The 26,029-nt window shown below is 65.9% G+C and carries 25 protein-coding genes; 11 read left to right on the plus strand and 14 right to left on the minus strand.

The window, feature by feature from the left end; genetic code table 11:
• Positions 1-3: 3 nt before the first annotated feature.
• The 8 genes from apaG to BMZ17_RS11900 all read right to left on the minus strand — a co-directional run bounded on the left by apaG (position 4) and on the right by BMZ17_RS11900 (position 8,321).
• Positions 4-384 (minus strand): Co2+/Mg2+ efflux protein ApaG, encoded by a 381-nt coding sequence (apaG, locus tag BMZ17_RS11865; protein WP_093138775.1) that lies wholly within the window; start codon positions 382-384, stop codon positions 4-6.
• Positions 385-407: 23 nt separating this feature from the next.
• Positions 408-1,235 (minus strand): 16S rRNA (adenine(1518)-N(6)/adenine(1519)-N(6))-dimethyltransferase RsmA, encoded by an 828-nt coding sequence (gene rsmA, locus BMZ17_RS11870; RefSeq protein WP_093138776.1) that lies wholly within the window; start codon positions 1,233-1,235, stop codon positions 408-410.
• Between the two features lie 10 nt (positions 1,236-1,245).
• Entirely contained in the window at positions 1,246-2,223 is a 978-nt protein-coding gene (pdxA, locus tag BMZ17_RS11875) for a 4-hydroxythreonine-4-phosphate dehydrogenase PdxA (protein ID WP_093138777.1), read from the minus strand.
• Between the two features lie 8 nt (positions 2,224-2,231).
• Positions 2,232-3,665, minus strand: coding sequence for a peptidylprolyl isomerase (locus tag BMZ17_RS11880; RefSeq protein ID WP_093138778.1), 1,434 nt, complete (start codon positions 3,663-3,665; stop codon positions 2,232-2,234).
• Positions 3,666-3,673: 8 nt separating this feature from the next.
• The gene (gene lptD / locus BMZ17_RS11885; RefSeq protein ID WP_093138779.1) at positions 3,674-6,091 is read right to left on the minus strand and encodes an LPS assembly protein LptD; all 2,418 of its coding nucleotides are present in this window, start codon (positions 6,089-6,091) and stop codon (positions 3,674-3,676) included.
• A gap of 118 nt (positions 6,092-6,209) precedes the next feature.
• Entirely contained in the window at positions 6,210-7,118 is a 909-nt protein-coding gene (locus tag BMZ17_RS11890) for a histone deacetylase family protein (protein WP_093138780.1), read from the minus strand.
• Complete coding sequence (locus BMZ17_RS11895) at positions 7,115-7,678, minus strand: cob(I)yrinic acid a,c-diamide adenosyltransferase (RefSeq protein WP_093138781.1); 564 nt, start codon at positions 7,676-7,678, stop codon at positions 7,115-7,117. The genes BMZ17_RS11890 and BMZ17_RS11895 overlap by 4 nt, the downstream gene beginning before the upstream one ends.
• A 19-nt stretch (positions 7,679-7,697) precedes the next feature.
• Positions 7,698-8,321 carry a hypothetical protein gene (locus BMZ17_RS11900; RefSeq protein WP_093138782.1) on the minus strand — a complete coding sequence of 208 codons (624 nt, stop codon included), beginning with the start codon at positions 8,319-8,321 and terminating at the stop codon, positions 7,698-7,700.
• 295 nt (positions 8,322-8,616) lie between these two features.
• On the opposite strand from BMZ17_RS11900, the gene BMZ17_RS11905 reads away from it, so the two are divergent.
• Genes BMZ17_RS11905 through BMZ17_RS11940 form a run of 8 tightly spaced genes read left to right on the plus strand, consistent with a single transcriptional unit; the run spans position 8,617 to position 18,870 of the window.
• Positions 8,617-9,180: a GspH/FimT family pseudopilin gene (locus tag BMZ17_RS11905; RefSeq protein WP_093138783.1), complete on the plus strand. Its 564-nt coding sequence runs from the start codon at positions 8,617-8,619 to the stop codon at positions 9,178-9,180.
• Positions 9,177-9,647, plus strand: a complete 471-nt coding sequence (gene pilV, locus BMZ17_RS11910) for a type IV pilus modification protein PilV (RefSeq protein ID WP_093138784.1) — start codon at positions 9,177-9,179, stop codon at positions 9,645-9,647. Before BMZ17_RS11905 ends, pilV begins: the two co-directional genes overlap by 4 nt.
• Before the next feature lie 20 nt (positions 9,648-9,667).
• A complete protein-coding gene (locus BMZ17_RS11915; RefSeq protein ID WP_093138785.1) occupies positions 9,668-10,849 on the plus strand; it encodes a PilW family protein in 1,182 nt (393 codons plus the stop codon).
• Complete coding sequence (locus BMZ17_RS11920; RefSeq protein ID WP_093138786.1) at positions 10,839-11,315, plus strand: pilus assembly PilX family protein; 477 nt, start codon at positions 10,839-10,841, stop codon at positions 11,313-11,315. Before BMZ17_RS11915 ends, BMZ17_RS11920 begins: the two co-directional genes overlap by 11 nt.
• Positions 11,312-16,012, plus strand: coding sequence for a pilus assembly protein (locus tag BMZ17_RS11925; RefSeq protein ID WP_093138787.1), 4,701 nt, complete (start codon positions 11,312-11,314; stop codon positions 16,010-16,012). The genes BMZ17_RS11920 and BMZ17_RS11925 overlap by 4 nt, the downstream gene beginning before the upstream one ends.
• A 12-nt stretch (positions 16,013-16,024) precedes the next feature.
• Positions 16,025-16,432: a type IV pilin protein gene (locus tag BMZ17_RS11930; RefSeq protein WP_093138788.1), complete on the plus strand. Its 408-nt coding sequence runs from the start codon at positions 16,025-16,027 to the stop codon at positions 16,430-16,432.
• A 54-nt stretch (positions 16,433-16,486) separates the two neighbouring features.
• Positions 16,487-17,695, plus strand: a complete 1,209-nt coding sequence (gene ubiH / locus BMZ17_RS11935; protein ID WP_093139685.1) for a 2-octaprenyl-6-methoxyphenyl hydroxylase — start codon at positions 16,487-16,489, stop codon at positions 17,693-17,695.
• Positions 17,692-18,870, plus strand: a complete 1,179-nt coding sequence (locus tag BMZ17_RS11940) for a UbiH/UbiF family hydroxylase (protein ID WP_093139688.1) — start codon at positions 17,692-17,694, stop codon at positions 18,868-18,870. The genes ubiH and BMZ17_RS11940 overlap by 4 nt, the downstream gene beginning before the upstream one ends.
• Before the next feature lie 3 nt (positions 18,871-18,873).
• Here the strand turns inward: BMZ17_RS11940 and BMZ17_RS11945 are convergent, their stop codons facing one another.
• From BMZ17_RS11945 to BMZ17_RS11965, 5 genes are all read right to left on the minus strand, one after another.
• On the minus strand, positions 18,874-19,593 hold the full coding sequence (locus tag BMZ17_RS11945; RefSeq protein ID WP_093138789.1) for a hypothetical protein: 720 nt from the start codon (positions 19,591-19,593) through the stop codon (positions 18,874-18,876).
• A gap of 181 nt (positions 19,594-19,774) precedes the next feature.
• Positions 19,775-20,821 carry a 23S rRNA (cytidine(2498)-2'-O)-methyltransferase RlmM gene (gene rlmM / locus BMZ17_RS11950; protein ID WP_093138790.1) on the minus strand — a complete coding sequence of 349 codons (1,047 nt, stop codon included), beginning with the start codon at positions 20,819-20,821 and terminating at the stop codon, positions 19,775-19,777.
• A 5-nt stretch (positions 20,822-20,826) separates the two neighbouring features.
• A complete protein-coding gene (locus BMZ17_RS11955; RefSeq protein WP_093138791.1) occupies positions 20,827-21,387 on the minus strand; it encodes a nucleoside deaminase in 561 nt (186 codons plus the stop codon).
• Positions 21,387-21,869, minus strand: coding sequence for a hypothetical protein (locus BMZ17_RS11960; RefSeq protein WP_254775289.1), 483 nt, complete (start codon positions 21,867-21,869; stop codon positions 21,387-21,389). Before BMZ17_RS11960 ends, BMZ17_RS11955 begins: the two co-directional genes overlap by 1 nt.
• A complete protein-coding gene (locus tag BMZ17_RS11965) occupies positions 21,869-23,614 on the minus strand; it encodes a glutamine--tRNA ligase/YqeY domain fusion protein (protein ID WP_093138792.1) in 1,746 nt (581 codons plus the stop codon). The genes BMZ17_RS11960 and BMZ17_RS11965 overlap by 1 nt, the downstream gene beginning before the upstream one ends.
• A gap of 151 nt (positions 23,615-23,765) precedes the next feature.
• Here BMZ17_RS11965 and BMZ17_RS11970 point away from each other — a divergent pair, with 151 nt between their 5' ends.
• Entirely contained in the window at positions 23,766-24,032 is a 267-nt protein-coding gene (locus BMZ17_RS11970; protein WP_093138793.1) for a putative signal transducing protein, read from the plus strand.
• Positions 24,033-24,064: 32 nt separating this feature from the next.
• A complete protein-coding gene (msrA, locus tag BMZ17_RS11975) occupies positions 24,065-24,736 on the plus strand; it encodes a peptide-methionine (S)-S-oxide reductase MsrA (protein WP_093138794.1) in 672 nt (223 codons plus the stop codon).
• Here msrA and BMZ17_RS11980 read toward each other — a convergent pair.
• Entirely contained in the window at positions 24,733-25,305 is a 573-nt protein-coding gene (locus BMZ17_RS11980; RefSeq protein WP_093138795.1) for a type 1 glutamine amidotransferase family protein, read from the minus strand. The two genes, msrA and BMZ17_RS11980, sit on opposite strands and share 4 nt — an antisense overlap.
• A gap of 139 nt (positions 25,306-25,444) precedes the next feature.
• On the opposite strand from BMZ17_RS11980, the gene BMZ17_RS11985 reads away from it, so the two are divergent.
• Positions 25,445-26,011 carry a YqgE/AlgH family protein gene (locus BMZ17_RS11985; RefSeq protein WP_093138796.1) on the plus strand — a complete coding sequence of 189 codons (567 nt, stop codon included), beginning with the start codon at positions 25,445-25,447 and terminating at the stop codon, positions 26,009-26,011.
• The last annotated feature ends 18 nt before the right edge of the window (positions 26,012-26,029 follow it).

Below are 26,029 nucleotides of genomic sequence, written 5' to 3' on the forward strand. Positions count from 1 at the left end.
GGGTCAGTGCAGGGTGCGCGGCACGGACAACGCAAACGGCGCGATCGGTGCATCGAAGTGGGTGCCGTCATCGGCGACCATGTCGTAACTGCCGCGCATGGTGCCGTGATCGGTTTCCAGCACCGCGCCGGAGGTGTACTTGAACTGCTCGCCTGGACGCAGCCGTGGCTGCTCGCCGACGACGCCTTCGCCGTTGACCTCTTCGACCTTGCCGTTGCCGTCGGTGATCACCCAGTGGCGCGCGACCAGGCGCGCGGGCTTGTTGCCGCGGTTGCGGATCACGATGGTGTACGCGAAGACGTACTGGTCGTTGTCCGGCTCGGAGCGCTCCTCAAGGAAACGCGTGGCGACATCGACATCGATGGCGTAATCGGTGGTGCTCATGGGTGACAGTGTATTTCAAAGGCTCAGGGCTGTTCGACCGCATCGCCGTAGGGAAGGTTCGCCAGGGCGATGAAATCGGCCACCTCGATCTGTTCGGCGCGCGACTCCGGGCGAATGCCGGCCGCTTCGATCATGTCGGTATCGCAAACGCTGGACAGCGCGTTGCGCAGGGTCTTGCGGCGCTGGCCGAACGCGGCGCGGACCACCGCTTCCAGGCGCTTGGGATCGCGCACGGCGATCTGCGACGGCGCCTTGGGCACCATCCGCACCACGGCCGAATCGACCTTTGGCGGCGGCCGGAAGGCGCCCGGCGGCACCACGAATAGCGGCGTCACGTCGCAGTACGCCTGCAGCATCACGCTCAGCCGGCCGTAGACCTTGCTGCCGGGGCCGGCGGCCATGCGGTCGACCACCTCCTTCTGCAGCATGAAGTGCATGTCGGTGATCGCCGCGGCGTGATCCAGTGCATGGAACAGGATCGGCGAGGACAGGTTGTAGGGCAGGTTGCCTACCAGGCGCAGCTTGCCGCCGGCGGCCAGGTCGGTGAAATCCACCGACAGCACGTCGCGGTGGATGATCGTCAGGTCGCCCACGCCCTTGGCCGCCTCGGTCAGCGGCGCGATCAGGTCGCGGTCGAATTCGATCGCGGTCAGCGAGCCGTGCTTGCGCAGCAGCGGGAAGGTGATCGCGCCCTGGCCAGGGCCGATTTCCACCAGCGTGTCGCCGGGTTTGGGGTTCACCGCCAGCACGATGTTGTCGATGTAGTGGCGTTCGTGCAGGAAGTGCTGGCCCAGCGCCTTCTTGGCGGGCAGGACGAAGCCGGGCTTGCCGGTGGAATCAGGGGAATTCATGGGGTGAAGTCTACGGTGCGCGGCGATGGGCGGCCATTTGCGCGCACGTCCGCACGGCGGCGAACAGGCTGGAAGGATCGGCAATGCCCCTGCCGGCCAACGGCAGCGCGGTGCCGTGGTCGACGGCCACGCGCGGGTAGGGCAGGCCCAGGGTCAGGTTCACGGCCTGCTCGAAACCGCTGTACTTGAGCACCGGCAGGCCCTGGTCGTGGTACATCGCCAGCACCGCGTCGAAGTTGGCCAGCTTGGTCGGCAGGAAGGCGGTATCGGCCGGCAGCGGGCCGATCAGGGTGTGGCCCTCGGCGCGCAGCGCGTCCATCACCGGGATGATCAGATCCAGCTCTTCGCGCCCCATGTGGCCGTCTTCGCCGGCGTGCGGGTTGAGGCCGAGCACGCAGATGCGTGGGAGGGCGATGCCGAAGTCGCGCTGGAGCGCCGTGGCGGTGGTGGTGACGGCGTGGCGCAGGGCGTGTTCGGTGATCGCGTCGGGCACGGCGCGCAGCGGCAGGTGGGTGGTGACCAGCGCCACGCGGACGTGCTCGTTGGCCAGCATCATCACCACCTCGCGGCCGGCATGCTGGGCCAGCAGTTCGGTGGTGCCGGTGTAGGGGATGCCGCCATCGTTGATCACGGCCTTGTGCACCGGACCGGTGACCACGCCGGCGAAGCGGCCGGCGATGCAGCCATCGGCCGCCTGGGTCAGCGCGCCGACCACCGCCGCGGCGTTGCGCGGATCGGTGATGCCGAACTGCGCACGCACCGCGTTGGGCACCGGGATGAGCGGCAGATCGCCAGGTGCAGTGGTGATCGCATCGGCATCGAGCAGCTGCAGCGGCAGGCCGAGCGCATCGGCGGCGGCCTGCAGCGTGTCCGGATCTCCGAAGGCGACCAGGCGGCAATCCTCACGCAGCGTCTGCACCAGGCGGACGCAGAGCTCTGGCCCGATCCCCGCCGGTTCGCCAGGGACCAGGGCGAGGACGGGCGCCATGGCTGGGCTTACAGGCGGTCGTTGGTCGCAGCCGAACCCGGCGCGGGCTCGCTGCTGTCGCGACGCTTGTTGCCGGCCTTGGCGGCTTCTTCGGCGGCGCCCGGGGCGCTCATCATCGTGTCCGGCGTGGCGCTGTCGATGGCGCTGTTGCCGGTGCGGAAGCTCACGTACGCCTCGCCACGCAGTTCGAGCAGGTAGCGGTTGTACTCGTCTTCCAGCTTGCGACGGCCGATGGTGTCACGGACCTGGGCGCGGCGGTTCTGGTCGGTCACGTCGGTCTGGCGGGTGCCTTCGCGCTGGACGATGTGCCAGCCGGCCTCGGTGCGGAAGGGCTCGCTGACCTGGCCGTCCTGCAGCGCGGTCAGGCGCTGGCCGAAGTCCGGGCCGAACTGGTCGGCGGTGAACCAGCCCAGCTCGCCGCCGTCATTCTTGGTGTTGGCGTCCTCGGAGGCTTCCTTGGCCACGGTGGCGAAGTCGGCGCCACCGGCGACGCGGGCGCGCAGGGTGTCGATCTTGGCCTTGGCGGCGTTGGCGTCCTGCACCTCGGTCACGCGGACCAGGATGTGGCGGGCGTGGAACTCGGTCGCGGTCTGGGTCGGGGCCTGTGCGGCGTCGCGGGTCTCGACCAGCTTGAGCAGCTGGAAGCCGGACGGGCCGCGGATCGGGCCAACCACCTGGCCGGACTGCATGCCTTTGAGGGTGTCGACGAAGGCCACCGGGATTTCATCGGCGCTGCGCCAGCCCAAGTCGCCGCCTTCCAGCGCGTTGGGGCTGTCCGAATAACGCACGGCTGCAGCAGCGAAGTCCATCTCGTTGCGGTCCAGCAGGCCCTTCACGCCTTCGACCTTCTTCTGCGCGGTGGCGATCTGGTCGGCGGTGGCGCCTTCGGGCAGGCCCACCAGGATGTGCGCCAGGTGGTACTGCACGCCGGTGCTGGCCTGGGCCTTGAGCGCGGCATCGACCTCGGCCTCGCTGACGCGGATGCGGCTCTGGCCGTAGCTCTGGCGCAGGCGCTGGACGGTGATTTCATCGCGCAGCGAGCTGCGGAATTCGTCGAAAGACAGGCCCTCGGTCGCCAGGCGCTGCTGCAGGCCCTGGACGGTGGTGTTGTTCTGCTGGGCCACGCTGGCCACGGCGCTGTTGACTTCCTCGTCGGTGACGCGGATGCCGTTTTCCTGGGCGCGGCCGACCTGCAGCTTCACCAGCACCAGGCGTTCGAGTACCTGGCGGCGCAGCACGTCCGGCGGCGGCAGCTGGCCGGGGTTGCTGGCGTACTGGGCGTTGACGTTGGCCACGGCGCGGTCCAGCTCGCTCTGCAGGACCACGTCCTCGTTGACCACCGCGGCGATGCCGTCCAGCGGCTGGGCGTTCTGCGCGTACAGCGGGGCGGCAATGGTGGAAGCGGCCAGCAGGCTGGCAACGAAGCAGGATCGAATGGTCATGGAAGTCTTCAGAACGGATCGGAGCTGGTGTCATCAGTGTCGTTCACGCTTGGCGCGGTGACACTGGGAGGAACCAGATAGAGGTCGTCTCGGTAATAGCCGAGGATACTACGGCGCAGGTTTTTGTCGGTGTTCTGGCCCAGCGAGGCAAGACCCTTCAGGACAAATTCGACCTGGATCTGGTTGTCCTGGTCGCCTTCGCGATTGCGCACGTAATGGCGGCCGACCAGGCGCACGGCCAGGCAGCAGCTGTCCCACTGCACGCCGGCGATCGCTTCCAGGGTCTTCTTGTCCTGGAAGGAGTAGTAGTAGCGACCGACGACGCTCCAGACCTGGTTGATCGGGTACAGGAACGAGAAGTCCGCCTGCTTGAGCACGTCGCGGCGATAGCGATAGGACAGGTTGATCACGCCGTCGCCGCCGATCAGATAGCGTGAGCGGAAGCTGATCAGGTCGGCGCGGCTGTTCTTGGCGTCGTACTGGTAGGAGCCGCCCAGGGTCCAGCGATCGGTCGGCATGTAGTTGGAATCGACCACCCAGGCGGATTTGCCCTGCTGGATCGTGTCCTGGCCCGGGATCACGACCTTCGAATCCTCGAAATACAGGATCTGGCCCAGGCTGACGTTGAACTTCTCCAAGCCATCAGTCTGGCGGATGCTGCGGCTGGTCAGCGCCAATGTCATCTGGTTGGCGTCCGTCTGGCGATCGGCGCCGGAATAGCGGTTGTCGCGGAACAGCTGGCCGTAACTGAAGGTCATCGCGCGCGTATCGAACAGCGGCAGGCCGCTTTGGTCGCGATAGGGCACGTTGAGGTAGTACAGGCGTGGTTCCAGGGTCTGCAGGTACGGCGTGTCGTTCCAGACCGTGTCGCGGTCGAAGTACAGACCGGCGTCCAGCGTGGCGATCGGCGTGGAGCGGGTCGGGCTGCGATCGCCGCCGAGCGAATCGGCCAAGCCCTTGTCCAGCGAATAGGCGGTATAGCGATAGGCCAAGCCCGGTTCGACGAACCAGGACGGGCCACGTAACGGGATGGAGACGTAAGGCTTCAGGTCCAGGCGGCTGCCGCCGTCCTTTTCGCTCTGTTCAAACCGTGCGGCCTCGCTGTTGAAACCAACGTTGAGCCAGTCGAGCACCGGGCGCTCGTACTTGAAGTACAGGCGTGGCATTGCACTGTAGGGCACCGAGCTCTCGGCAATCGTGTAGTCGGAAAGCTCGTAACTCTGTGCCTCGGCGCCGGCGCTCCAGTAGCGCGATCGGCCGTAGATGCCGACGGTGTTGGTCAGGATCGAGGCGGCGAGGCCGCTGCCGTTGCTATCGCCTGTGCCAGTGTTGCGGCCGTTGTCTTCCAGATAACGCGTGTCGCTGAGCCAAGTGTAGTTTGCGCGCGCCTGCCAAGTGCTGCTGAGGTTGTGTTTGCCTCGGAAACGAAGGAAACCGCGGTTCTTGTCCTGCAACGGATCGCCGTAGGTGTCCTGCTCCTCGCCGCTGGCGTAGTCCTCGGCGCGGCGGCGAACCAGATCGTCGCTGGGCATCCAGCCACCATCGAGTACGCCTTCACCGCCGTGGTACAGGTAGCGGAACTCGCCGCCCAGCACGATGCCGCGGTTGCTCATGTAGCGCGGATACAGGGTCGAATCGTAGTTCGGCGCCAAGTTGAGGTAGATCGGCTGCTCGTAGTCGAAGCCGTTCTTGCCCGACAGGCCGATGCGCGGATACAGCAGGCCGGTCTGGCGACGGTCGTCGATCGGGAACTTGAACCACGGCGCATACAAGATCGGCACCTGGCCGATGCGGATCGTGGCGTGATGCGCCGTGGCGAAGCCTTCGTCTGTATTGACGTCGATTTCCTTGGCGCGCAGGTACCAGCGCTGCCAGGCCGGGTCTTCCGGATCGCAGGTCGTGTAGGTCGAGCCGAGGAGGGCGCCTTCCGGACCGGTCATGTGGATGCTGTCGGCGATGCCGTTGCCGCGACGGGCCATCAGCTGGTACTGCACGTCCTGGATGTTGTGGGTGTCCTGGTTCTGGTTGCCGCTGGCGCGCTTGGCCAGGACACGGATGCCGGAATCCTGGTAGCGCACGTTGCCGTCGGCGGTATAGGTGCCTTCATCCTGATCCAGGAAGAGATTGTCGGCATTGAGGAACTGGTCGCCCCGAATCAGACGCACGTTGCCCTGGTAGGCGCCGGTGGCATCGATGTTGTTGCCGGTGAACGTGTCGCCGCTGACATCGGTGGGCAGTTGCTGGCTCTGGGCGCGCTGGGCGGCCTGATCCTTTGGCGCTACGGCGGCCGGCGCACCGTCGAAGGCGGGAATCGGGTCCTCGACGGGGCACAGCGCGTAGCTGACGGGTTTTTCGTTCGCGGCCAGGGCCGGCAGGGCCAGGGCGATACTGAACGGAATGGGCAGCAGGCGGAGGGCTCGACGCACGCGTTGGGGAGTCCAGGCGAAAAACGGTCGTTAGCTTGCCGTATCGCTGTGCAGGGGGCAATGAAGACGCTGCGGCAACGGCCGGCTCGGGTTCATCCGGATGCCGGCGCGGCCCGGTTCAGCGCAGCTCGGCCACGTGCGCAGCGCTGCATTCGCGCAGGGCTTCCAGGTCGTAGCCGCCCTCCAGGAGCGACACGATCCGGCCGCTGGCGTGGGAGGTGGCGATCTGGCGCAGGCGCCGGGTCAGCCAGGCGAAGTCTTCGGTTTCGAGCATGATGTCGGCCAGCGGGTCGCGCATGTGCGCATCGAACCCCGCCGAGATCATCAGCAGCTGCGGGCGAAAGGCCTCGATGGCCGGCAGCATCTGGTCTTCCCACAGATTGCGGAAGTTGAAGCTGCCGCTGCCCGGCGGCAGCAGGGCGTTCATGACATTGCCGGCGCCGCGCTCTGACGGCGCGCCGGTGTAGGGGAACAGGCCCGATTCGTGGCTGCTGAAGTAGGCCACGCGCGGATCCTGGAAGAAGATCGCCTGGGTGCCGTTGCCGTGGTGGACGTCGAAATCCACCACCGCCACGCGTTCCAGCCTGTGCTTGTCGCAGGCATGGGCCGCGCCGACAGCGATGTTGTTGAGCAGGCAGAAGCCCATCGCGGCCTCGCCGGTGGCGTGGTGGCCGGGCGGGCGCACCGCGCAGAAGGCAATCGGGTCCTGGCCGTCCATCACCGCATCCACCGCCGCCACGGCCGCACCGGCCGCGCGCAGGGCCGCGGCGCGCGAGTCCGGGCACATCACCGTATCCGGGTCGAGCATCCGGTAGCCGGCGAAGTCCTGTTCCATCACCGCATCGACGTGGGCCTGGCTGTGGACCCGGCGCAAATCGCCGAGCTTGGCGGTCGGGGCTTCCCGCCAATCCAGGTCGCCGTGGTCGCGGCGCAGGGCTTCCAGCACCACTTCCAGCCGCGCCGGGCGCTCTGGGTGCTCCGGGCCGGGGTCGTGGGCCAGGCAGGCGGGGTGGGTGAAGATGATCATGGCGCGGCGTGCCGGCGCTGGTGGTTCCACAGCACCTCGCCAGCGCCTTCGGCGCGGGCCAGCACCCGGGCCAGGACAAACAACAGGTCCGAGAGCCGGTTGAGGTAATGGATCGGCTCGGCCCGGACGGTTTCCAAGCGGGCCAGGGCGACGGTTTCGCGCTCGGCCCGGCGCACGATGGTACGGGCCAGGTGGCAGCGGGCGGCCGCCTCGCCGCCGGCCGGGAGGATGAAGTCCTTCAGCGGCGGCAGCGGATCGTTGTAATGGTCCAGCTGGCGTTCCAGCGCGGCCACGTCCTGCGCGGTAATCGCCGCGTGGCCGGGAATGCACAGTTCCCCGCCGAGATCGAACAGCTGGTGCTGCACGGTGGTCAGCAGCTCGCGGATGTCCTGGGCCACCGACGGCACCGCCAGCACGACGCCGATCGCCGAATTGGCTTCATCTACCGTGCCATACGCGTTGACCCGGGCCGAATCCTTGCCGGTGCGGCTGCCGTCGCCCAGCCCGGTGCTGCCGTCATCGCCGGTACGCGTATAGATCCGGGACAGGCGATGGCCCATGCGCGTCCCGCCGCCGGCCTCAGCCCGCGGTCCGGTCCTGCGGACGGGCCAGGCGGACGACCTGCTGGACCGCTACATGGACGATCACGCCCAGACCCACATAGATCGCGGTGCTGCGCAGGAATGGCAGAAACCAGTCGCTGTAGTTCTTCCACCAGCCCGCCAACGTGGCCGGCTGCGGCACGCTGTCGCTGGTCCAGTAGAAGCTGCCCTGGCTAACCAGGTGGCACAGCGCCACCGACACCACCAGCGCGACCGCAGCCACGGCCAGGGTCTTGTTGTCCGACAGCTCCTGGGAGAAACGCGCGGTCAGGCTGCCGCCGGCCCACAGAGCCAAGTACGCCGGCACCAAGCACCAATAGGCGGCTGACACGCAGTAATGCGCCCAGAAATCAATGCCTTGGCCGGTGATTACCGCGTAGTCCACGCCCACGGCCAGTGACATGAACAGCGGGAACGCCCAGCGCGACCAGCCGCGCAGGTAGAACCCGGCAATGAAAAACACGGCCCACGACGCATCTGGAATCGGCCCCAGGTGGGTCAGCAGCGCCGGCAGATGCGAGCGCGTGGCGACCATCAGGGCAGCCAGCAGGACCAGGATGACGGCGCGCTGGCCGGTGCGTGCGGGGAGGTGGCGGGTCATGGCGGCGATCGAAAGTGTGAATGGCGATTCTATCGCGCGCTTCCCCTGACGTGGGGCGATTGACCGTCCGGGCGCGGCTGAGGACCGGTTATCGGGCCTAATTGGCGTGAAGGTCAAAAATTGTTGCAAAGCAGCAAACATGGACATGTAATGTCGGTTCTCGACATCGTCCCGCCGAAGAGCCCCATTAGCTTGCCGGCCAGATTCGCCCTGCAGCCGTGCTTTTGACGCGGTTGGCACGCGGCGTGCGGGGACCGGGGCGATGGCACTACGTTCTACAGGGGCAGTGATTCACATGTGTGGCAAGACGCGCCGCGGACCGATTCGGTCCACGACACGCCTGGGCAAGGATGGTTCAGGCTTTACCTTGATTGAGTTGATGGTGGTTGTGCTGGTACTGGCGATCTTGACCACCATCGCACTGCCGAGTTTCAAGTCGGTGATCCAGCAGAGCCGGCTGACGACGCAGACCAACTCGCTGGTCGCCGGCTTGGCGCTGGCACGTTCCGAAGCGATCCGCACCGTGCAGGCCTCCGGCCTGTGCCCGAGTAGCGATGGCAGCAGCTGCTCGGCCAGCTGGAGCGGCGGCTGGCTGGTCTGGGACGACACCAATGGCGATGGCGCGCTGAGCTCCGGTGAAACCGTGGTGCGGTTCCAAGCGGCTGATTCGAATCTGACCCTGAGTGCGACCAGCGGTGCGGTCGTCGGTTTCGACTCGCGCGGGCGCCGGGCATCGAGCACCGACCAGAGTCTGAGCCTGCAGGTGGCCAAGTGCACGATCGGCGCCACGGGCCTGAAGCGGACCATCGCGATCGCAGCGACCGGCTCGGTCAAGGTCACCCAGGGGGCTTGCTCATGAGCCGTCTCCAACGCTCTTTTTCGCCTCACGCGATGCAGTCGGGCTTTACGTTGCTCGAAGTGCTGATCGCGCTGCTGGTGCTGGCCGTGGGCTTGCTCGGCTTTGCCATGCTGCAGGTCATGAATGTGCGCTTCACCGAGAGCGCCAACTACCGGACCAAGGCGACGCAGCTTGCGGACACGCTGCTGGATCAGGTGCGTGCAGATCGAACGGCCGTGGCGTCTTACGTCACCACGTATACCGGCTCCAATGCTGCAGCGGGCTGTGTCCCAACGACGGGTGCTGTTTCTGCAAGTACTTTCAAGACGTTCTGGCAATGCCAGCTGGGACGTGCGTTGGGCGACGGCGCGACCGCCACGGTGACTCAGGTTGGAACATCGATCACGGTGTCGATCAGCTGGAATGACGATCGCTGGAACGTCAATTCGCTGGGCAACCAGATATTCAGTACGAGTACGCAGCTGTGAACGGGCCCCATCATTCGCGCATGCAGGCGCAGAGTGGCATGTCGCTCATCGAGCTGATGATTGCGCTGCTGATTGGCCTGATTCTGATGCTGGGTGTGATCCAGGTGTTCTCGGCATCGAGTAATGCTTATCGCCTCGCCAAGGGCACTGCACGCCTGCAGGAAGGTGGCCGTTTTGCGATGGATTACCTGTCGCGCGATCTGCGCATGGCTGGTCACATGGGCTGCAGCAGCGATCAGATCCTGACGCGCGACGGTACGTCGTTGCTGACTTCGCGCACCACCTTCGGCGCAACTGATGATGCAGCCCTGCAATTCAACTATGCCATCCGAGGCTATGAAGCCAGCGGCACGGCGCCTAAAGGCGCGATCACGTTGGCCTCGACGCCTACCGTCGGTGGCGCTTACTCAAACGCATCGGGTCTGCCAGCCCGGATTTCCAACGCACTGACCAATCGGGTGTCCGGTAGTGACATCTTGGTGTTGCGCTACCTGGAAGGGCAGGGGCTGCCCATCACGACGGCGGTTAACAGCGGCACGCCTAACTTCACGATTTCGCCGAGCACGACAGACTGGTCGCTGTTCAAAGGCGGCATTACCACACCCGGTTTGTTCGGCATCACGACCTGCGATAACGCAATTGTGTTCCAGGCCAAGACGGCGTCTGCTACCAGCGTGACCGTGGCCGCCACAACCCTCAATGCCGGCCTATCTGCCATCAATTTCCAGTTTCCGCAGGGCGCTGAGCTGTATCGCGCTGAGAGCGAGGTCTATTACGTCGGTCTCAATAGCGACAGTCGACCCTCGCTCTATCGGGCTCGCTTTACGGCTGCGCCCGATGGCGGGATTACCGCGTTGACCGAAGAGCTGGTCGAAGGCGTGGAAAGCATGCAGCTGCTGTATGGCCAGGACTCGCCTACCAGCAGCACGCCGGGCGGTTCGGTGACCCAACTGGTCACGGCCGATCAGATCGACACCTCGATGAGTAGTTCGGAGGCGGCTTGGCGTCGCGTGATCACGGTGCAGATCGGCCTGGTCATGGCCAGCCCCGAGGTGGCCTCGGCCACCCAGGTCGACTCGAGCAACACGCAGACTGCGGGACTGACCGCACAGGGTGTGACTTTCACTGCGCCGAACGACGGCCGTGCGCGCACCGTTTACCAATCCACCGTGACCTTGCGGAACCGCCTGTATGGCAACTGAAAAGCGTCGTTCGCGCTCGCCACGCCCCCACCAATCCGGCGCAGTGCTCTATGTGGCGCTGATCATGTTGTTGCTGCTGGCGCTGCTGGGCATCAGCGGCATGCAGGTGGCGTCCATGCAGGAAAAGATGGCCTCCAACTATCGGCAGTCCGACGTGGCTTTCCAGAATGCGGAAGGCTACGTGCGTGAGCGGGAGAAGGCGATCAAAGCCGCAGCCTCGTCGGTGTCCGTGGATAGCACTGCGTGCGCCTTCGATGCGCTCGCGTGGGCCCGTACGATCGGTTCCACCCAGACGGTGTATGTCCGGCGTCTGATCTGCGATGCCACGACCGGCACGTCCAGCAATCTGGGCGCCACGGTCGACGCCAGCTCGGTCGGTAGTGCCTACGAAGTCACTTCGCTCGCACCCGACGATAAATCCAGTCCGACCGCCACCGCGGTTGTGCAGACGGTCTATATCCCATGACGTTCTCCAAGCTGAAATTCCAGGTAAACAAGCTTGTCCTGCGCGGCCTTTCTGCCGTGGCGCTGCTGGGCGCCGTGTTCGCACCACTGCTTGCGTCCACCAGCGACTTTTCGATGTCGCAGAGTCCGATGTATCTCGGCGACAGCGAGCCGCCGTTGATGATGCTGGTGATGTCGCGCGACGAGCAGCTGTTCAATCGCGCGTACTCGGATTACACCAATTTGCAGCAGGGGGAGGACGGCGACGACGGTAAGATCGATACGACATATACCGACAGTTTTGATTACTCGGGCTATTTCGATCCGAATCTTTGCTACGGGATCACCAACTCGGTTTTCAAGGCGGCGGCCGCAGCGAGCGGGACCAACCTGCACCAGTGCGCAGGCAACTGGTCCGGGAATTTTCTCAACTGGGTGACGATGAGTCGCCTGGACCTGCTGCGTTTTGTTTTGTACGGCGGCAAGCGTTCCACCGATACGGTGGGAAGCAGCGGCGCCTACCAGACGATCCTGGAGCGTGCCTACATCCCCAGCGATCTTCATGCCTGGGTCAAGGTTTATTCGGGGAGCGACATCGGCAAGTACACTCCGTATTCGACGACGACCTCCTTCTGCAATACCTCGTTGAGCCCAACCGGTGCACCATTGATGCGCGTGGCATCAGGCAGCTATACCGAGTGGGCATCGGTGGATTACACGCAGTGCAACACCGGTGTGACCAATGCACCGTCGTCCTCCCAGGTCTCTGACCTCACGGTGCGCGTGGACGTGTGCGGAAATACGTCCGAAAGCCTGCGTGAGTCGTTCTGTCGGAGCTACAACGACGGCACCAACACGTATTATCGCCCAGCCGGTTTGCTGCAGCAGTATGGCGAAAGCGGAAAATTGCGCTTTGGCTTGGTCAGTGGTACCTACGACCAACCGCGCGCGGGTGGCGTGCTCCGGCGCAACATCGGCCGTTTCGCCGGCAACAGCACGACCACCTGCTCGACGGGCGACGAAGTCAACACTGCCGATGGGCGTTTCTGCTACCTGGTCAGCGGCTCGACGGCAGAGGGCATCGTCAGCACGGTCGATCGCTTCACGCTGACCTACGGGACGAGCGCCAGTCCGACCGGCTGGAAGGGCAACAACTGGACCGATTGCAGTACCTACAGCATCCTCAATCGCCAGGACTCGGCGGGCTATGGCTACCTGAAGGACCCCAACAGCGGCGGCAGCTATGCGTGCAGCGCGTGGGGAAATCCGATCGCCGAGATGTATGCCGAAGCGCTGAAGTACATCGCTGGCGGCAGCAAGACCAGTGCTTTCAATACGTCGACCACCAGCGATGCCGCCCGCAACCTCCCGGGCAACATCACCTGGCGTGATCCCTATGGTTCGTCGACAGGGACCAGCACGGGCCTGGGCTACTCGTATTGCTCAAGCTGCAGCATCCTGGTGATGTCCTCGGGCGTGCCGTCGTTCGATAGTGACGATATCCCGACGGTGACACCCAAAGGCGGGTCCACCAGTATTTCCGCAGACACCGCCACCAAAACAGTAGGCGATAACGAAGGCATCACCGGCGGAAGCTACTTTGCCGGCCGCATCACCAATACGTTGTCCAAGAGCAGCACGGCGGCGACGTATGCGGATTACTGCGCATCGCAGACTGTTGACAGCCTGGGCAAGGTGCTGGGCATTTGCCCGGACTCGGCTTCCACCGAGGGCAGTTATCGCGTCGCAGGCCTTGCCGCCGCGGCCGCGACGACAGATCTGCGGCCTGACCTGGTCTCTACCCAGGGTAAGTCAGCGAAGTACAAGAACGTCGTGAAGACCTATGCTGTCCAGATGGCGGAAAGCCTGCCCAGTTTCCAGATCCCGGTGGGTGGCAAGACGATCACGCTTTCTCCGCTGTGCCAGTCGAATAACGATGGCGGTGCTACCGCAGGCAGCTCGGGATGGAGAACCTGCTCGATCGGTAATGTCGCGGTCGGTAAGACGGCCTCGACCGTGTATCCCTATTACAGCTACGGTCGCAACTTGCAGTACGACAGCAATGGGAACCTGGTCTCGGGTAGCTACAAGATGATCTGGGAAGACTCGCTATGGGGTAACGATCACGACAACGACGGCGTGACGATGCTGAGCTTCTGCGTGGGGACTGCTTGTTCGGTCTCTGGTAGTGGCGATTACAGCAGTGGCAACAATATTTGCTGGCGCGCGACGTCATCTGCGTCCCAGACTGCATGTAATTCGTTCGGCGGGACCAGTAATGAAGTGATGGTGCGCGTCGAAGTGCTGTCGGCCTATGCAGGCAACGCATTGCTGTTTGGCTTCAACGCGACCGGCACCAACAGCGACGGCACCAAGCGTGACCTGTTGCGCGTCGGCAACAACAACGGCTCAACGCTGAATACCACCTCCGGCCAGCCAACGGGTTGGGGTGCGCCTGTGGTTTATCGCTTCACGGCAGGGACCAGTAGTACGGGTCAGCTTGAGAACCCGCTGTGGTACGCCGCCAAGTACGGCAACTTCACCGACAAGAACGGCAACGGCAAACCCGATTCAGGCGAGTGGGACAGCAATAAGTCCGGCACGCCGGACGGCTACTTCCTGGCCCGCAACCCGGCGGCGCTCAAGTCGCGTCTGCAGCAGATCTTCGATTCGGCGGCCAACGATGCCGTCGCGGTGGGCGGTAGCGCATCCAGCAGCAGCATCAACAGCAATACCTTTGGTGTGTACTCCTCATTCTCCGCAGGCAGCAACAACGACTGGACTGGCGACGTAGTAGCGACCTCGCTTTCGACCGGGCTACAGCTCTGGTCGGCAGCGACTAAGCTCAATGCGATGGGCTACGCCAAGCGCAACATTTTCACCGTGGCCACGCCCACCCAAATCAACACCTCTGGCGAAGTGACCCAGGCGGTCGATGCCGGCGATCTTGAACGTGGCAGTGTCGATGGCTCGAATCGCAAGACACGTATGGCTTCGCTGGGCCTGAACATCAACGATCAGGACACGATCGACTGGCTCGGCAGTACTGTGGTCAATACATTGCTGGATTACCTCAAAGGCGCACCGAACACAGCCTTCCGCACGCGCTCGTCACTTCTGGGCGACATCGTTAATTCCAGCCCAGTGGTGTCGCTGCCGACGGACGACTACGGCTATTCGAGTACGTGGTCGAGCGGAACCTATGCGACCTACGGCACGTCCTACAAGACGTTCATGACCAGCAAGTCCACACGGATTCCGGCGGTCTACGTCGGAGCCAACGACGGCATGCTGCATGGATTTAATGCCACCACCGGGACCAATGGCGGCAACGAGTTGTTCGGTTTCGTGCCCTACAGCGCCTTCCAGCATCTGGGTGAATTGGCCAACCCTGTCGTCAGTACGACCAAGAGCACAAGCGGGTTCCAGCATCGCTACTACGTCGATGGCCCGGTCGTGGTGGGCGATGCGTACTACAGCAGTGCCTGGCACACCGTCGCGATCGGCTCGACCGGTGCGGGTGGTGCCAGCGAAACCAACGCAGGCACCTTGCCGCAGGGTTCGGTGTTTGCACTGGATGTCACCGATCCGTCGACTGTGACTTCCAGCAGCGTGCTGTGGGAATTGTCCGCACAGAACGATGCCAACCTCGGCCAGGTGCTGGGCTCGGCCACCGTCGTGCCCGTCAAGACCGCGACCGGTGTGCGCTTCGTCGCGATCTTCGGTAATGGCGCCAATTCGGTAAACGGCAACCCGGTCCTCTACGTCGTCGATGTAGGCACCGGGCAAGTGCTGAGCCGGCTATCGCCGACCGGCGCTGCATACCAAGGCAAGAACGGCATCGTGAATGTGGCAGTGGCGGCGCTCAATAACAGCCAGGGCCTTGCCGACACAGTCTATGCAGGCGACTTGCGCGGAAATCTGTGGAAGTTCGATATCAGTTCTGCGACTGCGTCGAGCTGGAGCGTAGCCTTCAGTGGTAAGCCGCTGTTCCAGGCCATCAATAGCGACAACAAGGAGCAGGCGATTACCGGTCACCTTTTGCTCAAGACCGCCGTCAGTGGTGCAGGCGGTGTGATGGTCTATTTTGGAACGGGGCGCTATTTCGTCACCGGTGATGCGTCTGATAGCACTGTCCAGAGCCTTTATGCGGTGCAGGACAATCTAAGTAGCGTGATCTCCGGCAGATCCGCATTGGTTAGTCAGACGATCGGAGGGTCGACCTCGACGTCGGGTAGCGAATATGAGTCCGAGAGCGTCAGCAGCACGACAGTCAACTACGCAACCAGCCGAGGCTGGTATCTGGATCTCAAGCTGGATGGCAATGCCCAGGGAGAGCGCTTCATCGGCACGCCTTACCTCCTTAGCGGGGTGGTGTATTTCGCCACGTACGTGCCGACAGTGGGGACAGATTGTGGTGGTGGTGGTGAGAACTGGCTCTACGGGCTGGGTGCGCTCAATGGAGCGGGTGCCTTGTCTGGCCTGACCGACAGCACGGGCAAGGCGGTTTGTCAGGGTGCGTGTGGACGGGTGTCGACGTCGACGAATAGCACGCTCGCAGGCTCAACTGCACCGATGCTGTCGCTCGGTTGGCTGCGTAATGAGGCCAACACCACCGAGACGGGTCAGTGCACCGTGGCGGGGGTCGCCAACGGCATCGCGACTGGTCTCTACAACAGCGTGCCGTGCGGCCGCCAGTCCTGGCGTCAGTTGAAGTAACTGGAATCTGAAATGTCGAAACAACAGAAAGTGAGTGGTTTTACCCTGATTGAGTTGATGATCGTGGTCGCGGTCGTGGCCATCCTCGCGGCGATCGCTTATCCGTCCTACCAGCGCTATGTGCTGCGCACCTATCGCGGGCAGGCAAAAGCGGATCTGGTGGAGTACGCGCAGATGGCCGAGCGCTTCCACACCGCGAACAACACCTACACCGGATTCACGCTACCGGTGTCGGTTTCGCCGCGTGAGGCCACCGCGAGCACCAAGCGTTACAACGTGGTGCCGACAGCTGCGGGGGCAACCTTCACGATCACGGCCACCGCGGTCAATGCCCAGGTCAAGGACAGCTGCACCAGCCTGACCATCAACCAGGCCAGCGCCAAGACCTCCACGGGCGACACTGCGGCCAACTGCTGGTAATCCGTCCAATCCCTGACCACCGCCCGTGCCGGGCGGGGTCGTATCATGTCGGCCATGAGTGCACGACATGATGTGGTGATCGTCGGCGGCGGCCTGGTCGGGGCCAGCTTGGCGATCGCGCTGGACCGGCTGGGGCGCGACGTCGCCCTGATCGAAGCGACGCCGGCGGGCGAGGTGCCCGCGGTGTTCGACGAACGCAACCTCAGTTTTGCCGCTGCCACGGTCAATGCGCTGACGGCGTTGGGCGTGCTGCAACGGCTGCGCCATCCGACCGGCCCGATCCAGCGGATCCATGTCAGCCGCGCGGGCGATTTCGGCCGGGTGCTGCTGCAGGCGCGCGATTACGGGCGCAGCGAATTCGGCCAGGTGGTGGTGGCGCGTGACTTCGGCACGGCGCTGGAAGACGCACTGGCGGCCTGCACGCACCTGACCCGTTATCGCCCGGCGCGCTTCGTTGCCCTCGCTGGGATGGGCGAAGGCCTGCGCCGCGTCCGCATCGCGACCGCCGACGGCGAAACCGAACTGGAGACGCCGCTGCTGGTCGGCGCCGACGGCAGCAACAGCATGGTCCGCGACGCGCTGGGCATCGCCGTCGAGCGCCACGACTATGCGCAACGCCTGTTCGTTGCACGGGTGCGCACCTCGCGCGCGCCCGACGGTACAGCGTGGGAGCGTTTCGGCAACGATGGCCCAACCGCGCTGCTGCCGCGTGGCGATCGCCACTACGGGCTGATCCACGGGGTGCCGGAGGATCAGGCCGAGGCCGTTGCCGCGCTGGATGACGCTGGCTGGCTGGCGCATGCGCAGGCGGCGTTCGGTTGGCGCGCAGGCAAGTTCTTGGCGAGCGGGCCGCGCAGTGCCTACCCGATCGTGCGCGTGCTGGCCGAGCGCCTGGTCGCGCCGCGTGCGGTGCTGCTGGGCAATGCCGCGCAGAGCATCCATCCATTGGGTGCGCAGGGCTTCAACCTGGGCCTGCGCGATGCGCTGACCCTGGCCGAGTTGATGGCGCAGTCCGAGGATGCCGGCGGCGATGCGCTGCTGGCCGAATACGTGCGCCGGCGCCAGCCCGATCGCGAGCGCACGTTGCGCTTTTCCGATGGCCTGGCGCGCCTGACAAGCAACCCCGCGCCGCTGCTACGGCCAGTGCGCAGCGCTGGCTTGCTGGCCGCAGGCAGCGTGCAGGCGGTGCAGTCGATGCTGGTCGGCGGGGCGATGGGCTTTGCCGGCGACGTGCCCGCGCTGTGCCGCGAGGTGGCGGCATGAGTCGTCGCGGCCGCAGCGATGTGATCGTGGTGGGTGGTGGCGTGGTCGGCGCGGCATGTGCACTGGCACTGGCCGCGCAGGACCTGGACGTGGAGCTGGTCGAGGGCCAGGTGCCGGCGTCGTGGTCGGCGCAGCAGCCGGACCTGCGGGTCTACGCGTTCGCGCCGGACAACGCGGCCCTGCTGGAGCAGCTGGGCGTCTGGAATGCGGTACGCGCCACGCGCGCGCAGGCCTATCGGCGCATGCGCGTGTGGGATGCGGCCGGTGGCGGTGAGCTGACCTTCGATGCCGATCGCATGGGCCGCACCCAGCTGGGCTGGATCATCGAGCATTCACTCCTGGCCGATCGCCTCTGGGCCGCGCTTCCCGCTGCAGGCGTGCAGGTGCGCTGCCCGGCTCGCGTAGAGGCGATGGAGCAGGACGCCAGCGGCGTGCGCCTGCGCCTGGACGACGGCGCGCGGCTGGAAGCGCGCCTGGTCGTGGCGGCCGACGGCGCGGGTTCCACCTTGCGCCAGCTGGCCGGATTGCCCGTGCAGGGCCACGATTACGCGCAACGAGGTGTGGTTGCCTATCTGCGCAGCGAAGGCCCGCATGAAGACACCGCGTGGCAGCGCTTCCTGCCGACCGGGCCGCTGGCGGTGTTGCCGTGCACGGATGGACGCAGTTCCATCGTCTGGACGCTGTCGCAGGACGAAGCCGCGCGCGTGCTGGCGCTGGATGACACCGCGTTCTCGCGCGAACTCACCACGGCCTTCGGTGGGCGCCTGGGCGAGCTGACGCTCGACTCACCGCGTGCGGCGTTTCCGCTGAAGCTGCAGCTGGCGCAGCAGTACGTGGAAGGGCGCGTGGTCGCCATCGGCGATGCGGCGCACGTGGTGCATCCGCTGGCCGGTCAGGGCGTCAACCTCGGCCTGCGTGACGTGGCCGGGCTCCAGCACCTGGTCGCCGATGCGCAGGCGCGCCGCGCCGACTGGGACACGCCGCATCGCCTGCAACGCTGGGCGCGCACGCGGCGTAGCGAAAATGCGGTGGCGGCCTACACCTTCGATGGCATCAACCGGCTGTTTTCCACCGATGAATTGCACACCACGCTGGCGCGCGGGCCGCTGCTCGGCCTGGCAGGCAAGCTGCCGCCGCTGACCGCCCTGCTGTGGCGGCGTGCGGCGGGCCTGTAAGGCTCAGGGCAGGAACGGGAACACCAGCTTCAGCAGTCCTTTCAATCCGCCCTCGGCGGTCGAGGCAATCGCCTTGGCGCCGAGGCTGTTGAGCGCGTTGCGCGCATCGTCCCAGCGCAGTTTGGCGACGTCCTTTTGCAGCAGGTCGGCGACTTCGCTGGCGGTGGGTTGGAGCTTCTTCAGTTCGCGGGTGATCGCGGCCGGGTCGGGCTGCAGGTAGCCCCATTTTTCGGCGATCTTGAGCAGGGTGTCGAAGCGCACCGCCACCACTTCGCGGTTGCGCTCATAGACCGGCAGCGCGCCCACATCGAGGATGGCCTGCTCGAACTGCTGTGCGTCATCGGGATGCTCGACGCGGATGGCGAGGAAGCCGTCCTTCTTCGCCCGCTCGCTGACGTGCTTGGCGCCGGAGCGCAGGTTCTCTTCGGTCAGCACCGTGGCCACGATCCGCTGCAGGGCGGCGTCGGATTCCTCCGGCACAAGCGCGCGCCAACGCGCGTAGCCATCGCGGCGCAGGCTCTTGACCCGGGTTGGCGTGATCCGCAGTTGCAGCGCGGCGACGGCATTGGAACTTGAGCGCGAGATCGCGCCGTCGCGTTCCAGCAGGACGAAGGTCAGCAGTTCGAGGTCGCGCTTGTTGAGCGAGCCGAAGCCCTGCATCAGCGACAGGCGCAGGTATTCCTCGGCGAACCCGGCCGGGTCCTTGAGCTGGATGGGTTGCATGACGGTGGCCTCCTTTCGACGGAAGGCAGGATCGCACAGGCCATTTGCACCGGTTGAGATGCGGCGTGCGCGGCGTCGTGGAATGCGTTTTTCCTGGAGGAGCCACTTCAGTGGCGATGGGGCTTCACCCACAACCATCATCGCGGCTGAAGCAGCTTCCGCATGCTCAAGCTGAGCCGGCTCAGCGCCCGCCCTTGGACGCGAATACCGTGATCTCTTCGCGGTCGTGGTAGAGCTGCTTGGCGCGCACGGTGCGCAGGCCGCCGGACTGTTCGCGCAGGATCTCCAGGCACAGCGTGGTTTCGTCCCAGCGCTTTTTCATCGGCAGCTTGAGGTTGAAGATGGTGTGGCGGCACCAGCCTTCGCGCAGCCAGGTGGCCATGCGCTCGGCCACGCGGCGCGGCTGTTCGACCATGTCGCAGACCATCCAGTCCAGCGGCTGCGCGGGCTGCCAGCGGAAGCCGTCGGCGCGCAGGTGTTCGACCAGGCCGGTGTCCAGCACGTGCTGGCGCAGCGGGCCGTTGTCCACGCTGGTCACGCGCAGGTGCTGGCGGGTCAGGACCCAGGTCCAGCCGCCGGGCGCGGCGCCCAGATCGGCCGCGCTCATGCCGGCGCGCAGCAGGGTTTCGCGCTCGTCCGGGCGCAGCAGGGCCAGCACGGCCTCTTCCAGCTTCAATGCAGAACGCGACGGCGCATCCGGCAGCAAGCGCAGGCGCGGGATGCCCAGCGGCCACGGCGCGGCGTCGGCCGGCTGCGCGATGCCGAGAAAGGCATGGTCGCCATTGACGAACAGCACATGCAGGCGCGGCAGGCGGCTGTCTTCCTTGGCGCTGAGCAGGCCGGCCTTGCGCAGCGCCGGGCGCAGCGCATTGCCGAAGCTGCGGGCCAGGCCGGCGAGCGGCTTGGCCGCATCGCTGTCCGGGTGCTCCACCCACACATCGCCAAAGCGCGGCGTGCCGGCCAGCGCTGCCAGCATCGGCGTGATCCGGTCGGCTGGATCCAGTCCGCGCAGCTCGGTGATCAGCGCCAGCTTCTGCCGGGCGAACACTAGCTGCTGCCACGGCAGCGCCTCGGATAGGCCCTCGTCCTCGCAGGCGAACACGACATAGCCGTCATTGCGCTGGGTGCGCGCATAACCGGCAAAGCCAGCCTCGGCCGCGCGCTGGGTCAGTTCGCCCGCCAGTTCCGGCTCGAAGCCCTGGCGGCAGTAGCACAGCAGTCCCTGCATGGCGGTCAGTACTGCGGGCCGTGCTGGCCGTAATGGGCCAGCACCGCGCGCGATGCATCGCGATGCAGGTCGCGCACCACCTCGATGCCGCGCTTGTTGAGTTCACCGACCCAGTCGGCGGGCAACGGGCCTTCGTCGAAATCAGTCAGGGTTTCCACGTCTTCCGCACGCGCGCCGATCAGCAGGCGATCGATGCCGGCCCACACGGTCGCGCCGAAGCACTGGCAGCAGGGCTGGGCCGAAGTGGCCAGGACCACCGGGCCGGGCAGCACCGCATTGAGGCGGAACGACTGCACGCGCTGCTGGGCCAGCATGTAGGCCATGTTTTCGGCGTGGGCCAGCGAGGTGTTGTGCGGCACCACGCGATTGACGCCGACGGCGACGATGCGATGGTCGGCGCCGAACACCGCCGCGCCGAACGGGCCGCCGCTGGCGTGCTCGACATTCAGGCGCGACAGCGCGATCGCCAGCGCGACTTTGTCTTCGTCGGTGTCGTAGGTGCGCGCCATGTCCACGGCGTCGTGGACCCAGGCGGGCAGGGTGAGGTGGACTTGGGCGTACAGCATCAGCGGATCGGCAACGGTGCGGGGGAAGGGGAATTCAGGAGGCCGGTGCCATCGTTGGCCGGCTGGCAGGTGCCGGCCTGGCACTGGCAGGCGCTGATCTGGCGAAAGCCGCAGATGCCCATGCGGCCGCTGGCCTGGCACTGGGCCTGGACGGCCGCCGGATCGGTCGGGCTGTCGGCGTTGACGCAGGCGGGCAGTTCGCCGCAGCAGCTACCGACGTTCTTCACCGCGCAATCGGCGTCGCGCTTGCAGCTGGTGTCGACTTTCACCGGCGTGGTGGGTGCCGGCGAGGGCGCGGCGGTGACGGGGGCCTCGACCGGCGTCCCAGTGGCAGGCGCCGGTGCGGGATTGGCCGCCGGTGCAGGCGCGGGCGTGTCTGAAGGCGCGGTCTGCGGCGCGGTCGTGTTCGCCGGTGCGGCGCAGCCGGCCAGCAGCACGGCGGCGGCCAGCAGCGGCGTGAACAGCGCGCAGCGCAGACGCATCAGGCCTGGGCCGCCCAGGTATCGCGCAAAGTCACGCTGCGGTTGAACACCGGCTTGGCCTGGGTGTGGTCGCGGCGGTCGGCCACGAAATAGCCGGTGCGCTCGAACTGGTAGGACTGCTCCGGTGCGGCCAGCGCAGCGGCCGGCTCGACATAGCCGGTCACCACGCGCTTGGAGTCGGGGTTGAGGTAGTCGCGATAGGTCTTGCCTTCGCTTTCGTCGTCCGGCTTGGCCACCGAGAACAGACGGTCGAACAGGCGGATTTCCGCCGACACGCCCTGCGTCGCGCTGACCCAGTGAATGGTGCCCTTGACCTTGCGGTTGGCGCCTTCCATGCCCGGGCGTGATTCCGGATCCAGCCAGCCGCGCAGCTCGGTGATGGTGCCGTCGGCGTCCTTGATCACCTCATCGCAGCGGATGATGCCGGCGCCGCGCAGGCGCACTTCACCGCCGGTGACCAGGCGCTTCCAGCCCTTGGGCGGGATTTCGGCGAAATCCTCGCGCTCGATCCACAGTTCGCGTGAAAACGGAATCTCGCGCAGGCCCTGCGTTTCGTCCTTGGGATGGTTGGAGAAGCTCAGCGTCTCCTCGTGGCCTTCGGGCAGGTTGGTCAGGACCAGCTTGACCGGATCGACCACCGCCATGCGGCGCGGCGCGGTAGCGTCCAGGTCGTCGCGCAGGCAGCCTTCCAGCACTGAGAAATCGATCACGGAGTTCTGCTTGGAGATGCCGACGCGGTCCACCAGCAGGCGCAAGGAGGCAGGCGTATAGCCACGGCGACGCAGGCCCTGCAGCGTGTACATGCGCGGGTCGTCCCAGCCTTCCACCAGGTTTTCCATGACCAGCTGGGTCAGCTTGCGCTTGCTCATCACGGTGAAGTTGATGTTCAGGCGCGAGAACTCGATCTGGCGCGGTTTGGCCGCTTCGCGCGGCAAGCCTTTTTCCAGCAGCGGCTGCAGCAGCGCCGGATGGCCGACCAGGTCCACCTTGTCCACGCACCAGTCGTACAGCGGGCGGTGGTCTTCGAACTCCAGCGTGCACAGCGAATGCGTGATGCCTTCGACCGCATCGCTCAGCGAATGGGCGAAGTCGTACATCGGATAGATCGGCCAGGCGTTGCCGGTGTTCTGGTGCTCGACGTGCTTGATGCGGTACAGCGCCGGGTCGCGCAGGTTGATGTTGCCGCTGGCCATGTCGATCTTGGCGCGCAGGGTGCGGGCGCCATCGGGGAACTCGCCGGCGCGCATGCGGCGCAGCAGGTCGAGGTTTTCTTCCGGGCTGCGGTCGCGATAGGGCGAGTTGCGGCCAGGCTCGGTCAGGGTGCCGCGGTATTCGCGCACTTCCTCGGCCGACAGGTCACAGACGAACGCGTCGCCCTGCTGGACCAGCTTTTCGGCGGCCAGGTACAGCACGTCGAAGTAGTCAGAGGCATGGCGAAGGTTGGCCCAGTCGAAGCCCAGCCAGCGCACGTCGTCCTGGATGGCGGCGACGAACTCGGGGTCTTCCTTGGCCGGGTTGGTGTCGTCCAGGCGCAGGTTGCACACGCCGCCGAACTCGGCCGCCACGCCGAAGTCCAGGCAGATCGCCTTGGCATGGCCGATGTGCAGGTAACCGTTGGGCTCGGGCGGAAAGCGCGTGCGGATGCCCTGGTGCCGGCCTTGGGCCAGGTCCTCACGCACGATCTGGCGGATGAAGTCCCGCTTTTCGGGTGCGGAATCGGCGGGCAGGGCAGGCGTGTCGGACATGGGCAGGGCGCAAGGCGATTTCGAAGAATCAACAAGTTTAGCCGATGGCAGGCGCTGGCCCCGGCCGGCTTCCACGCCTGTGATCTCCACAAGCCGGCCCGCACGGCCGGCGTATGCTCGCCCACAGTCCTCACGCCCAAGGGGCGCGCCCATGCAAGTCGCCTATCGCGCCGACAACCTGTTCGACGCCCACCTGGCCAAGCACGCACTGGAAGACGCCGGCATCCCGGCCTTCGTCTTCGGCGAATCGCTGCTCGGCGCCGGCGGCGAGCTGCCGCTTTTCGGCGTGCTGCGGGTCTGCGTGCCGGATGTGGCGCTGCCGGCCGCGCATGACGCGCTCAAGGCCTCGGGCTTGCTGGACGGCCCGGAAGCCCCCACTTACGGGGAGTTGCCCGATTCGGGCCTGTTGCCCGCCTGACGGCCGGCATCCCACCTTCTGGAGGTTCCCCCATGTTCGAAGAACTGACGGCCCGCCTGGGCATTGGTGCGTTCAAGCAGCGCCTGCCGCGCGAAGGTGAAGCCCTGCCGGGTCGCGCCGAGCCGCTGCCGCTGCGCAACGTGCACTTCGTCAACGGCCATCCGCTCAAGGGCGAGTTTGCCGGGATGGAAACGATCGACGTGGGCATGGGTTGCTTCTGGGGCGCCGAGCGCAAGTTCTGGCAGCTGCCGGGCGTCTACACCACGGCCGTCGGCTACCAGGGCGGCGCCACGCCCAATCCGACCTACGAGGAAAGCTGCACCGGCCAGACCGGCCATGCCGAAGTGGTGCGGGTGGTGTTCGACCCGGCGAAGGTCTCGCGCGAGGAGGTGCTGCGCACCTTCTGGGAAAACCACGACCCGACCCAGGGCATGCGCCAGGGCAACGATCGCGGCACCGAATACCGTTCGGCGATCTATTGCGAAACGCAGGATCAATACGATGCCGCCATCGCCAGCCGCGACGCTTACCAGCAGCGCCTGCGCGAGGCCGGCTACGGCGAGATCACCACCGAGATCGTGTATCCGGCGCCGCCGTTCTACTTCGCCGAGGACTACCACCAGCAGTACCTGGCCAAGAACCCGAACGGCTACTGCGGCCTGGGTGGCACTGGCGTGAGCTGCGCGATCGGCCTGGACGCCTAGGCCAACTCGCCGGCGAACATCGCCCGCACCTGGGCGATGTCATCCTCGCGGTCCAGGTGCAGCAGGCGCAGGCAGGCCAGGGCGAAGTTCACCGGGCTGCTGCCCGGTGCGGTGACCACGCCCTCGGCGCTGACCACCGTTTCATCGCGGTAGTGCGCCTGGCCGGCGTAGACCGCGCCGACGTTGCGGGTGAGGAAGTCCAGCGCATTGCTGGTGTGCGGGCGGGTATCGAGCAGGCCGGCATAGGCCAGCGCCAGGGTCGCGCCGCAGATCGCGGCCACGGGCTTGCCAGCCGCGACGCGGTCGCGCAGCACGCCGCTTAGGCCGGGGATTTCGCCCGCCTGCCAGCGCTCGCTGCCGGGCAGGATCCACAGATCGGCCGCCAGCGGGTCAAGGTCGGAGAGGGCTAGCGACGGTGTGATCGTCAGCCCGCCGATCGAAGTGACCGCTTGCCCATCGATGCTAGCCACGCTGACCGTATCGCCGAACCATTCGCGCGCGGCCGGCAGCACCACGCCGATTTCCCAGTCCGCTACGCCGTCGACCATCACCACTGCGATCGTGCCCATTGCCGTGTCCCATGCCGTGGAAAACCCTGATTGTGCTGATCGCATGCAAACCCGCAGTGAGCGTGCGTTACGGCGGGGGCGCGCGAAAACGTGAACGGCCCGGCGCGGCAGATCGGCACCTTGCGGCTAGAATGACCCCATGCCCACGCTGTCCGACAACCTGGCCAACCAGCTGCTGGTCGCGCTGCCTGCCTTGGACGATCCGCATTTTTCGCGGAGCGTGGCCCTGATCTGCCAGCACGATGACGACGGCGCCATGGGCGTGGTGGTCAATCGCGCCTCGGAATACACCTTGGGCGAAGTGCTGCGCCAGATGCAGCTGGACACCGATGACGAGAGCCTGCGCAACCGCGTGGTGCTGTACGGCGGTCCGGTTCATCCCGAGCGCGGCTTCGTCCTGCACGACGGCAGCGGCGAGTGGGATTCCACCCTGCAGATCACCGACGGCCTGTACCTGACCACTTCGCGCGACATCCTCGAAGCCATGGCCAACGGCCGCGGCCCGGATAACGCCGTGGTGGCGCTGGGCTGCGCCGGCTGGGGCGCGGGCCAGCTCGAGTTCGAGCTGGGTGAAAACAGTTGGCTGACCGCACCGGCCGATGGCGAGTTGCTGTTCGACATGCCGCTGGACCAGCGCTGGCAGGCCGCAGGCGGCCGCATCGGCGTGGACATGACCCGCCTGACGGACTACAGCGGTCACGCATGATGCATCGGGCCTGGAACC

This window comes from Pseudoxanthomonas sp. GM95 (assembly GCF_900109775.1).
Classification (GTDB): Bacteria; Pseudomonadota; Gammaproteobacteria; order Xanthomonadales; family Xanthomonadaceae; genus Pseudoxanthomonas_A.